The organism is Synechococcus sp. HJ21-Hayes (assembly GCF_024345835.1).
In the GTDB taxonomy this organism is placed as follows: Bacteria; Cyanobacteriota; Cyanobacteriia; order PCC-6307; family Cyanobiaceae; genus Vulcanococcus.
Genome location: NZ_JAGQBW010000019.1, coordinates 42,554 through 53,484, shown reverse-complemented (window position 1 = coordinate 53,484; position 10,931 = coordinate 42,554). Strand labels below are relative to the sequence as shown.

The window sequence follows — 10,931 nt, the reverse complement described above, 5'->3', positions numbered from 1 at the left end:
AGCACCCCTCCACCCTCTCCACCGTCGGCAAACTGGCAGGCTTCTTCCAGCGCAAGGGTGACTACGAGCAGGCGGAGGCCTACTACAGCCGTTGCCTAGAGGCACAAGAGCGTCTACTAGGGCCCGAGCACCCCTCTACCCTCTCCACCGTCTGCCATCTGGCAGGCCTCTTCCAGCGCAAGGGCGACTACGAGCAGGCGGAGGCTTACTACAGCCGTTGCCTAGAGGCACAAGAGCGTCTACTAGGGCCCGAGCACCCCTCCACCCTCTCCACCGTCGGCCATCTGGCAGGCTTCTTCCAGCGCAAGGGCGACTACGAGCAGGCGGAGGCTGATTACAGCCGTTGCCTGGAGGCCTGTGAGCGGCTGCTGGGGCCCGAGCACCCCTTCACCCTCTCCACCGTCGGCAATCTGGGCAACCTCTACCGGAACAAGGGCGACTACGAGCAGGCGGCGGCCTACTACAGCCGTTGCCTGGAGGGCTGTGAGCGGGTGCTGGGGCCCGAGCACCCCGACTCCCTCACCGCCGTGTACAACCTGGCAGACTTGCTCTCCCAGCAGGGGCGGCGCGCAGAAGCCATCCCCCTGCGCCGCCGCGCACTTGCTTGGTGCCGCCAGCACAATGGCGATGCAGATCCCAGCACCCTCACCTCAATCAACGCCCTGGCGATCGACCTGCGCGAAACCGGGGAGCTGCAGGAAGCAGAAGCCCTGTTCCGCGAGCTGGTGGCCGGTCGTCAGCGGGTGCTCGAAGCCCGTGATTTCGGCATCGGCCGAGCCCTGGGCGGTTTGGCCAAAACACTGGAAGAGGCCAGCAAGCTGGTGGGATTTCTGGCAGCACCTGCTCGCTGGCGATGACCGTGACGCCGCCGCTCGGCTCATGGTCGAGGCACTGAATGTGGCTGTCAGAGTGGCCACATTTAAGCTCAATGAGGATTGAACTGGCCCTGGTCCTGCTGAAGTTGGGTCGGGATGCAGAAGCACTCACCTTGCTGGACCAGCTGCAGTCAAGCCTCAACAGCGTTGAGGCTCCCTGCGACGCAGATCGTCAGCTTCTTGCAGATGCTGATGCGTTACGAACCAGAATGGGCAAAGGATCCTGACCTGCTGAGATTGCAAGAGCCGGTGCCCAGTAGATCCGAAAACCGCTCGCGGATCTCTGCGCCCCGGTGCAGCATCAGGCTGGCGGCAATGCCAGCCAGGCGTTCCAGCTCCTGGCGGAACTCCAGGCCGTGGTGCATGTTCAGTGCATGCGCGGCCTCGTGGATCAGAACCTGAAGTGATTCAGGGCCCAGCGGGTTCTGCCAGAAGCAGGGTTGATCCAGCGCCAAGGTGAGCACATTCATGGTGCTCCAGTGGGCATAGAGGGTCACGCCGGCCTCGTGATTGAGGGTGAGCTGGCCGCTGACGCGGTTCTCACGGCCGGGGCAGGTGTCCACCAGCTGCTGGCAGAACCACACCGCAAACTCCAGGCAGCGCCCCACCGCTTCCGCTCCCCCCTGGCGTTCCAGCCACTGCTGGCGCACATCGCCCGATTGCCTGGCTACCTCGATGGAAAAACTCTCACTGTCGGCGCGCTTCGCCTTGGCAAGTTCATCGCGGCGCACCACCTCCCGGGCTGAGGGCACGAACACCTTGAGCATGTCGCGGAAACCGCTGCTGGCCTGCGCTGTGTTCACCACCTCAACACCCAGTTCGCGCGCATCCTCATCGAAATGGCGCTCGCCCATCCTTGGCACCGAGCGGGCGATGTTCTCCCCGAAGGCGCGGGCAATGATCCGCTTCTGCACCTCACTCTCACAGCGGCGGCCGGCGTGGCCCACCCACTCATCCTTCAAAGCGGCCTCATCCATCTGCTCCAGCAACAGGGGTAGGCAGGCCACATGCAGCTTCACCGGATAGCCGGCCGCCACCGCATCGCGGTTGGGATTCATCGGCACCCGCTGCTGCACATCGCAGTGGTACGGCATGGTCCAGTCCACAGCCGCCACCGGGATGCCCATTTCATAGATGGTGGGCGTCTCGTCCAGCTTGGTGCGCACCAGATGGATGCGGGTGGCCCGGCTCGGTTTCCTCCAGCTCTGGCTGATTGGGTCATACAGCTCGGTGGTGATACTGGCCTGCACCTGATGCTCCACCGCCCTGGCGCTGATCCGTTCACCGTTCACCAGCAGCTCGATGCCCCGCGGCACCAGGAACTGCGCGAAGTAGGCATCCAGCCGCTCACGCGTCTCCGCCGGCCAAGGCATCCGCATCCACACCGTGGTGCCACAGCCCTGATCCAGCGCGGGTTCCTGGCGGGTGACCCGCTGCCCATGCTCCAGCAGAAACGCCAGCTGCTGGCCGCCGCTCACCACCCTGGCCTGCTCCGCAATGCAGAGCGCCTCCTTGAACCCCCGGCCGAAGCGGCCGCGTTTGAGATGGCTATCGGTCTTGTGGGTGAGGTACACCACCTTCAGATCGCTGAGGTTGCTGATACCCGAGCCGTTATCGCGGCACTCCACCACGAAACCTTCAGCCTCGATGCCGTAGCGGAGCGCAATCTGGCCCGATTCACCCTCCACAAACGAATCCAGGGCGTTCTGCACCAGCTCCTTGATCAGGTGCTCAGCCGGCCGCGCCGCATTCATCGCCGCAAAGCCTTCGGTACTGATCGAAAGCCAGCCTTCGCTCTGCCTGGTCATCGTGGTTGGGATGCAACTACAGCAAGCCTCCGGGATGCGGGCACCAGCTGCGAGGCAGCTGTGCGAATGACGGCTGGCTGGGCTAGTGGCTCAGTGCATCGGCGGGATGGGCTTCGGCGGCAGACGCTTCACATAAGGTTTGGATTTGGCGCCGATCGGCCAGGGGTAATCGCTGAGAACCCGCTGCAGGGCATACAGCATCAACAGCATGTCGCTGGCTTCAACACCACGCTGAGGCATCACATCCGTGTTCTCATCCTGGGGTGCATGGCCCATCCAGTTCCCGAACGTACGCACCGTGTGCATGGCACTGGCCGACCAGGCACTCACGGCCGCATCCTTCGAGAGCACTTTGATCTTGCTGTAGAGGTTCAATTCACGACCACGCCCGCGCAAGCGCTTGGCGACCAGCGCCTCAAGCACCTTCCGCCCCTCAATCGCCAAGGTCACCAAAGTGACCTCCTTGCCACGCAGTTGTTGGATGATGTTGGTGAAGTAGCCACGTAGCGCCGGATCATTTGCCACTTCACCATGTTTCTCCTGGAAGGCCTCAACGGTCTGCAACAACCGCTTGAGCTGCTCTTGGTGGTCCTGATTGAGGCTGATTCTCTGCAGAGAGTTGCGTCCCAGCTTGTTGTCAATCTGTGAGCACAGCAGATCCAGGGGTTGCCGCTTCAGATCAAAGATCACCAGCTTGTGCAGGTCGGGTACATGCCGAAAGCCATTGCCAACGGCGCGCATCATGGCGGGATAGAGCTGCTCAGGCTCCGCCTTTTGGCGGCCGGTGTTCAGCAGCGGTGTCGCCACGCTCGTGCATTCGATGTCATGCAGCGGCATCAGCGCCAGCAAACAGAAAAGCTGGCGGAATACGGTTTTTTCCGTGCTCTCCTGCTTGGGTTCGCGCAGGCTTTCAACCACCGCCAATCGCTTGAAGCGGGTCATCGACTGGTCCGGCCACCGCGGTGGGGGCTTAAGCCGTTCAAGGGGATACGAGACCCACCCTCGAATCATTGGTTCCTTACTGAAATCCAGTTGACGCCGCAGATCTCCCACCTTCAGGCCACAGCGCTCCAGAAGAACCGCCACCATCGACCCAGGATCAGGCTCATAGTGGTCAACCCAGGCGGAGATCACGAGGAGGTCCACATCAATCGCTTCGGCGAACAGATCACCCCACACCACCTCCACTGTTCGCCCCGGGGCAGCATCAAAAGCGTTGAGGATTGGCATGACCGCGCTGTGGGCAGCTCCTCAGTCTGCATGGATCTGCAGTCTGGGCTCGGCACTGTCATTCGCACGCAACCCTCTCGCAGGTGCGGCGTTGCGTTTTCACTGTCCGCATACCCAACGGCCTCCCATGACCTGCCTCGATTCGCACACCGCTGGCCTTGCGCTCACGATGGTCAGCAACGCCATCGAGCAGCTGCGCGATTGCTGGTGCAGCCTCGGGTGGGACGACTCCATCTTCCTGTCTAGCCATCAGTTGCGGGGAAACCTGGCTGGCCTCCGTCCAGCTCAGCGCCGCGAGCTGTTGATCACCGTCTTGGGGCTGTGCGAAGAACCGCAGCGGTGCCGCGAGCTCCAACCTGTGCTCGAGCGGGGGCAAATCGATCCGGCCGCCGACCCCTCGCTGCTGCGTGCCGTGGCAACGCTGCAGCCGGTTCTTGCGCTGAAGTTGCCAGCGCTGCACGTCTACGAGCAGAGTCGCAGCCCCCACGGTTGTACTGAGAAGGCATCACGCGAATCCCACCACGACATTGCCCTGCTGGGCATGAGCCTGCGGCTGGAGAACAGCCTGCGCCGCAACGGCCACCACCAGCTCAGTGATCTGATCGGTCTGGATGAAGAGCAGGTGCTGGGCCTGCGCGGCGTGGGGAGCAATGGGTTGCAGGAGTTGCGCGATGGACTGGAACGGCTGCAACTTCCCTTCCCCCTGACAGCGCCTGCGGCCGAACTGTTCACGCCCCAACGAGCCTTCGATCTGTTCATGCCACCGCAACCCGCTGAGCCGCTCACCCCGCCGCCAGCCTCAGCCTTCGCCGACGCCATGGCAGCACTCTTCCCCTTCTCAGCGGACCGATGGTCTTCTCAGCCGGAACAGCCACGTTTCGAGGAGGTTCAGGAGAATCAGCAGTGGTTGGAGCGAGCCTCCGCTCTGATCGGCGGCGCAGCGGCGGAGCTACCCGGTGCCCAACGCATGCTGGAGGAGCTGGCTTCACTCACCGTTGAGCACTTCAGCGGCCTGAGCCACCGCAGCCGGGAGCTGCAACAGCTGCGCTGCATATTCATGGACATCGCGGCTATCGGCAGCGGTGCTGCCAACCGGCAGCTGGCCGCCGAGGGCCTGCAAGCGGTTCTGCTCCAGGCGTACAGCGATCAGTTCCACTCAGTGAGCGGGGCCCAACGCTGGTTGCAAGACTTGCAGCGGGCTATCGAAGCCGATAGAGCTTTGGAGTGGTTCCTCCGGTTGGCCGCGGGGGACACGCTTCAGACCATCGCTGAGCAACTCTCCCCGCCGATCTCACGTGAGGCGGTGCGGCAGCGCTTCCGGCGCCTTGGTGAGTGTGCCGGGCTTACCCCGCGCGAGCTTGCCGCTCGGCTGGCCGGCCGTCGCGAGCATCAGGAGCGGCAACGGCTGATCGACGCGCTTCGGCCGTGGCTGCAGACCCTCGGCCGGCTGCCGTTTCATACCGATCCAGGCGACGCGATCATCGGACAATCAACATCCGCATCAATCTCAGCTGGCGAGGCTGTGATGGCGCTGAATCTCAATCAGCGGCTGGATCTCTACACATCACTCGCCCTGGAGGTGCCCGAGGCGGAATGGGAATTGCATCTGAGAGTGATCGCCAATGCTGAGCAAGACGCCGGGATCGGCTACTGGCATCGCGAGGATGCCATCGCTGAATTCCTGCATCGCTACGCGGTGGTGCTTGGCGCCCCGGGGCTGATGCCGAAGCAGTTGCAGCTTCCAACCGCTGTGAAGGGTGCGGTGCAGCGGCTCGGCGGCCAGGGGGCGGTGGCCGCGAAGGTGGGCCTCACCTACCAGGGTCAGTTGGTGGGCGACAACGGTCGCACCTACTGGACCGAAGAGCGACTGCGAGCGCTGTTGGAACAGACCGCAGCCCACAGCAGCCTGGCCACCGCTGCCATGCCCAGCCGGCCGCAGATCACCGCGTTCCTCGCCAGTGGTGTGGTGCCTGAATACCTCAACAAGCAGCCCAATTCGGTTTTCGCAGCCTTGACTCGCCAGGGCAGCCTGCGTTGGGCGCAAGTGGCAGAGCGCTTCGGGATGGTGTAGCAGGACCTTGGAACCTCTGCGCTGAGCGCCGCATCCCCCTCGTTCGCATCAGAGCAGGGGCACTGAAGGTCTGCATCGGCAACGCTGGTTGTAGTTCAGCCCAGACCCTGATGAGCCCGAGCAACCAGCCGCCTCTGAACCCCTCCGCCGATGACGCCAAGGGCGCCAACGGCCGCTACCGCTTCCAGGCCGCCACGCCGGCCGTTGCCATCCCCGACAGCCCTGAACAGCTGATTGCCATGCAGGAGAAGAAGCCTGAACGCCAGGAAAAGCGCGCCGAACCCACGAGCCCCAAGGTGAGCCAGGTGCTGGAGCAGATCGAGACGCTCAACACCAACGCCTATGAGGATCAGCAGATCGCCCTGACCCTGGTGCGCCACCTCGAGCAGTTCCACGACAACGTTGTGGAAGAGATGCAGGCGGACAGTGAAGCCAAGCACACCCAAATCGTGAGCTGGGCCATCGATGCCGACCGGCTGATGCGCTGCCGCATGTTGCTGGAAAGCGTGGACCTCGACTGAGCACAGCCATGACGCATAACGATCTCGACCGGTGGAAGGCTGAACTTGAGCATTGTCCAGCGAGCGCTGTTGAACAACCGTTGATGCAGGAGCTGTATCGACAGGATCACCTGTTCTTCACCACACTCAACCTGCGCCAGCGCTGGCAGCTACTTGTGGGCCTGCACATCACCCTGCTGGATTACACGAGCGCCAGCTTCAGCCCACTGGGGCTGGAGGCCCAGCTTCTGCTATTGCCGGTTCGCCAGCTAACGCTCCCCCTGACGCAGCTGCTGGATGCCCTAGTGATTGCTGAGTTTGAACTCGATCAAGTCGCCTGGATCGAAGAGCTCGATGTGGAGCTCAGCGAACAGGAGAAGGGAGCCTGTGATCAGGTACTCACGATGCCGGAGTCAGAATTGCTGCTGCATGAGTTGCTCAGCCGCGGGCTGGCGTTCCTGGCCACCTGCGACCTCAACGAACGGGCAAAATAGGAAACGTCTTCTAGACAACAATACCCATGCTGAAGATGAGACCCACCAATGAGGTTACCTTTGGCCAGCTTCCGTACTAATGTAACTCTTGGGCCTGCCCTTTGGATCTAAGGAGGGCCTGGACAACTGCCTGTTGGGAAATGTCCGTGAAGGGAGGGACATGAGTCTCAGCCCCAACCGTGAGCAGTTTTCTGGGTTATCCAGACCCTCCCTAATCATCTTGGAGATTCCAATAGTCGATCAATGCATCTTGCCCTTGATTGGCTTGGGTGCTACTGCCAGCCGTGAGGGCCATCCCGTCAACTTGTCATGAACGCTGACCCCAACAGAGAAGCCCCGGCGATCCGCCGAGGGTTCTCCAGGCAGTCGTTCAAGGGCGCGATGGGTGCTGCGCCCCTGGTGGAGGAAGCTCCAGCCGCCTCAGCTGAGAGCGATGGTCTATCGCCCAGCATTGGCAACGGTTGGGGTGAAGGTCGTCACTGCGGACCAGCGACCTGCAGGAAGGCAGGGTTGATCTCAATCCACCAGCCGGTTCCGGTGCCCTCCACCTGCCAGCGACGGCCCCAGTTGCGCTCGGAATAACGCAGGGACTGGCCGCTGCCGATGGCCGTGCTCACGTAGCCGCCGTTCACCAGATCCGCCTCGCCATTGGGGTCGTGCATCAATAGCTGGCGAGTCGCTGGATCCCAGCCGATCACCAGGCTCCAGTGGCCGCCTCCTGTCGGCGCAGAGACAGGGCCTTTGTGCAGCCAACCCACCGGGCAGGGAATGCCGCGCTGCAACTGCTCGATCAGGTGTTCGATGCGGCCATCTGTTCGAAAGCGCGCCTGCAGCCCAAGGTTCTGAATCGCCTTCACCTGGGCGCTGGCATCAGTGGTGTCGCCATACCGCTGCACCAACGCCAGGTAGTGATCATCTGCCTGGCCTTTGCTCGTCAGGCAGCCAGGTTCGAGGAAGGCAGCGGCCATGGCGTAGCTGGATCGTTTGGGCGGGAATCGATGCCACAGGGAAACGGCGAAGATTCCATAGGGTTCCGGCGCCTGAGGGGCAATCGCTGGGAGCGAAAAGCGTCGAGATCCTCGAGTGGGCTCTCGGATGCCGATCAGTCGGTTTCAGCCGCTCTGAGGATCTTCTCGATGCGTTGACGAATTGTTGGGAACTGGAGGTAGGCCTACCAGACCTCATCGAGATCCACCCGGTCATAGGCATGAATCAGGAGATCTCTCATTCCCGCCATCCCGCGCCAGGGGAGATCACTGTTCTGCTCGCGCAACTCCGGGCTAAGCCGCTTGACCGCTTCTCCCAATACTTCGATGCAGCGGATCAAGGCATCCTGCAGATAGTCGGTTCGCTCCATCACGCCGAGGATGTCTCGGAGTGCATCCTGGTCACGGGATGTCATGCCGGAAGCACCGCCTCGGCTTCCACCCGTTCCCGCAGGGTTGGCTTGAGGTTGCGGCGGCGGATCAGATCCACGTTGTGTTGCAGCAAGCCTTCGATGTCCTGCTTGAGCTCAGCGTGCTGAAAGAGGCTTGTGCCCGCAGGCAGATCTACCAGCAGGTCCACATCGCTGGATTCGGTGGCCTGATCACGGGCCACCGATCCGAACACAGCCAGGTTGGAGGCGCCCTAGCGATCAGCGATCGCCTGCAGCCTGGGGGTCAGGGCCTGGAGTTCCGAGAGTCGCATCGCCCGAACAAAGCCTGGACTCAGTCTATGGACATCGCCAAGCTGAGCCACCACGGCCAGGTCAACGCTGCGGAACCCTATGGAGCTCTTCGTCGTCAGGCTCCATGGATTCCCGCCGGCTGGTGGTTTGGATCTCCACCGGGATCCTTGGCTTCCAGGGAGCCACGCTGGCGTTTGACCTGCTCAACTGCACCGCCCTGAGCTGGCTGTACGTGCGAGCCCATGGGCTGGCGGCGCTGGAGCGACAGCCACAGCGACCCTCCGCCAGACCAATAACCGAGCACCCTGTGGCGCTGTTCTGCACTCGGCCCTAGGGCCGCATTGATGAGGCGGTGAACCAAGGGCTGAGCATCCTGGCTGGACTCGCTTTGGGAAGCTCGGTGAGCGGTCGGGGGCAGGGCCAGCCCTGAGGTGCATGAACAGAAGTGCTGCATGTCGCCCAGGAAGAGCGTCCAGTCACGGCTGCCCTGGCGGTCAGGCAAGAGGGATGGCCTCGTCTTCGATGCGCTGGCGTAGCTCAGCCCGCAGACCCCGGCGGGTCACCAGATCCACAGGAACGCTCAGCAGATCCTCCAGCGCCAGCTTGAGATCCATGAACTGCTCAAAGCTGGGGCTGTTGGGGAACTCCACCAGCAGATCGTGGTCGCTGCCCGGTCCCGCTGAACCGTGAACCACCGAGCCAACACCTGAAGGCCCAGCCCGCCATGGGCTGCCGTGATGTTCTGCAGCACCGGAGCCAACCGGCGCAGCTCGTCCAGGGTGGGAGGCGATGAAGGAGCCATGCAGCCATCATCGCGGCTTCTGGCTGCAGTGTCGTCACCCCAAGGTGATCCGCTCATGGCCATAGGCCTTGATGCTCTCCCTCCTGGCGGGGCTGACCACCAGCCCTTTGCACCATCACGCCCAACCGGGGATCACTACTTCCGCAATCGCAGGTGGTTCAAGGCCGATAAAGGTCACTCATCACCACCCACCTACGCCTTCCGAACGGGAGAAGGTGGGTTGATTGTGGGCTACACGATGCCAGTGAAGCCAAGGCCAGATATCTGGTGATCTGCATGATCGGTGTTGATCGGGCGTCTCAGGGCACCCAGAACCCACTGGCGCCTGGGCAGACCTAGGGTTTCGGCGGCGGCGTTGTCGATGGCGGCCAAGGCGATGGTGCAGATGGCGTCGACGGCCTGAAGCTGCTGCTCTTCTGTGGCGATGGGCGAAAGCGGCAGTATTCCCACCGTGTGTGCCTTGGCGGGCTGAAGGTTGGCGTTTGTGCTGGTTGGTGGGATGTCGAGCAGCTGGTGGAATCCCAGAAGCTGCAGGGCCGCGAGGGTTTTGGCTTCGCCACGCAGCTTGATCGTGTCGCCGTTGGGTTCGAAGGCACCCTCGGCCTGGAGATCGGGCACGGCTATGGCTTCCGATACCCGCGCACCCGGGTTCGGAAGGGTCTTGGTCTGGCCCGCCGAACGCTGCCGATCAGGATCTCGATCAGAACTCTGGGGATGAGGATGCAGTGAAACGGTCTCTGTCCATGAGCACCAAGCCTCGATGAACACCCCCGCTCCTGACTGGATGCCGGACGCCTCGAAGGCCACCTACCCCGGCTGGGTGCAGCGCAAGGCTGTGACACTGTCCAAGCGAGACCAGAAACGCGGCGGCGCTGGCAATGTGCAGCAGTACCGGCTGGCGATCCATGAAGCGGTGGTGGCATCGCAGGGACGCGACCACTGGACAGGAGAGTGGCTCGACTGGGACCTGATCGGCACCTACGACAACCGTGAAGTGGCCACGGGCAAGGGCGAGCACAAGAAGCGCTACGCCATGCTCCCAACCATTGATCACCGCACCAACCAACCAGAACCCGACCTCGTGATCTGCGCCTGGCGCACGAATGACGCCAAGCACGACATGACACCGCAGGAGCTTTTGCAGTTCTGCACCGCCGTGCTCAACCACCGGCCCAACTGGCTTGGTTCAAGTCCTGCCAGCTGAGCCGGGAAGGTTGGCCCTGGCTGCTGATGGAGTTCTGGCCTGTGATGTCTAGGGCACCCCAGGCACCACCGTCTCGGTGATCTGAGGCGCTGCAGGGAGGCTCCGCCTCCCGCCGGCCGGTAACTCCGGCCGGTTGTCTCAGTGCTCGCAGTGGGTTTGGCGGACTGTGATCCATGGAACCTGGCGCACTGCAGACGCCCTTGGCATGGTGAAGGACCCAGGGCTTTCCTCCGATGAGCTGGTCTGAGCTGGAGCGTTTTGTGGCTGAGGTGGAGGCC

The 10,931-nt window shown here is 62.7% G+C and carries 13 protein-coding genes; 6 read left to right on the top strand and 7 right to left on the bottom strand.

What is annotated here, in order from left to right:
* A partial coding sequence (locus tag KBZ14_RS13415; protein WP_255118847.1) for a tetratricopeptide repeat protein occupies positions 1-857 on the top strand: 857 nt, incomplete at its 5' end.
* Positions 858-1,072: 215 nt separating this feature from the next.
* Here the strand turns inward: KBZ14_RS13415 and KBZ14_RS13410 are convergent.
* Both KBZ14_RS13410 and KBZ14_RS15865 read right to left on the bottom strand, forming a co-directional pair.
* Positions 1,073-2,683: an ATP-binding protein gene (locus KBZ14_RS13410; protein WP_255118846.1), complete on the bottom strand. Its 1,611-nt coding sequence runs from the start codon at positions 2,681-2,683 to the stop codon at positions 1,073-1,075.
* Between the two features lie 90 nt (positions 2,684-2,773).
* Positions 2,774-3,865 carry a DUF4145 domain-containing protein gene (locus tag KBZ14_RS15865; protein ID WP_255118845.1) on the bottom strand — a complete coding sequence of 364 codons (1,092 nt, stop codon included), beginning with the start codon at positions 3,863-3,865 and terminating at the stop codon, positions 2,774-2,776.
* A 175-nt stretch (positions 3,866-4,040) separates the two neighbouring features.
* Here KBZ14_RS15865 and KBZ14_RS13400 point away from each other — a divergent pair, with 175 nt between their 5' ends.
* The 3 genes from KBZ14_RS13400 to KBZ14_RS13390 all read left to right on the top strand — a co-directional run bounded on the left by KBZ14_RS13400 (position 4,041) and on the right by KBZ14_RS13390 (position 6,978).
* On the top strand, positions 4,041-5,984 hold the full coding sequence (locus KBZ14_RS13400) for a DNA-directed RNA polymerase subunit alpha C-terminal domain-containing protein (RefSeq protein WP_255118844.1): 1,944 nt from the start codon (positions 4,041-4,043) through the stop codon (positions 5,982-5,984).
* A 110-nt stretch (positions 5,985-6,094) separates the two neighbouring features.
* The gene (locus KBZ14_RS13395; protein ID WP_255118843.1) at positions 6,095-6,505 is read left to right on the top strand and encodes a hypothetical protein; all 411 of its coding nucleotides are present in this window, start codon (positions 6,095-6,097) and stop codon (positions 6,503-6,505) included.
* Positions 6,506-6,513: 8 nt separating this feature from the next.
* Positions 6,514-6,978 carry a hypothetical protein gene (locus KBZ14_RS13390; protein WP_255118842.1) on the top strand — a complete coding sequence of 155 codons (465 nt, stop codon included), beginning with the start codon at positions 6,514-6,516 and terminating at the stop codon, positions 6,976-6,978.
* Positions 6,979-7,454: 476 nt separating this feature from the next.
* Here the strand turns inward: KBZ14_RS13390 and KBZ14_RS13385 are convergent, their stop codons facing one another.
* The 3 genes from KBZ14_RS13385 to KBZ14_RS13375 all read right to left on the bottom strand — a co-directional run bounded on the left by KBZ14_RS13385 (position 7,455) and on the right by KBZ14_RS13375 (position 8,589).
* Positions 7,455-7,946 carry a C39 family peptidase gene (locus KBZ14_RS13385; protein WP_255118841.1) on the bottom strand — a complete coding sequence of 164 codons (492 nt, stop codon included), beginning with the start codon at positions 7,944-7,946 and terminating at the stop codon, positions 7,455-7,457.
* A 203-nt stretch (positions 7,947-8,149) separates the two neighbouring features.
* Positions 8,150-8,335 (bottom strand): HepT-like ribonuclease domain-containing protein, encoded by a 186-nt coding sequence (locus tag KBZ14_RS13380; RefSeq protein ID WP_255118840.1) that lies wholly within the window; start codon positions 8,333-8,335, stop codon positions 8,150-8,152.
* Positions 8,336-8,376: 41 nt separating this feature from the next.
* A complete protein-coding gene (locus tag KBZ14_RS13375; protein ID WP_255118839.1) occupies positions 8,377-8,589 on the bottom strand; it encodes a nucleotidyltransferase family protein in 213 nt (70 codons plus the stop codon).
* 182 nt (positions 8,590-8,771) lie between these two features.
* Here KBZ14_RS13375 and KBZ14_RS13370 point away from each other — a divergent pair, with 182 nt between their 5' ends.
* Entirely contained in the window at positions 8,772-8,981 is a 210-nt protein-coding gene (locus KBZ14_RS13370) for a hypothetical protein (RefSeq protein WP_255118838.1), read from the top strand.
* 160 nt (positions 8,982-9,141) lie between these two features.
* Here KBZ14_RS13370 and KBZ14_RS13365 read toward each other — a convergent pair whose 3' ends face one another.
* A complete protein-coding gene (locus KBZ14_RS13365; RefSeq protein ID WP_255118837.1) occupies positions 9,142-9,342 on the bottom strand; it encodes a nucleotidyltransferase family protein in 201 nt (66 codons plus the stop codon).
* Between the two features lie 338 nt (positions 9,343-9,680).
* Positions 9,681-10,067, bottom strand: a complete 387-nt coding sequence (locus KBZ14_RS13360) for a hypothetical protein (RefSeq protein WP_255118836.1) — start codon at positions 10,065-10,067, stop codon at positions 9,681-9,683.
* A 166-nt stretch (positions 10,068-10,233) separates the two neighbouring features.
* Here KBZ14_RS13360 and KBZ14_RS13355 point away from each other — a divergent pair, with 166 nt between their 5' ends.
* Complete coding sequence (locus tag KBZ14_RS13355) at positions 10,234-10,653, top strand: hypothetical protein (protein WP_255118835.1); 420 nt, start codon at positions 10,234-10,236, stop codon at positions 10,651-10,653.
* Positions 10,654-10,931 lie beyond the last annotated feature (278 nt).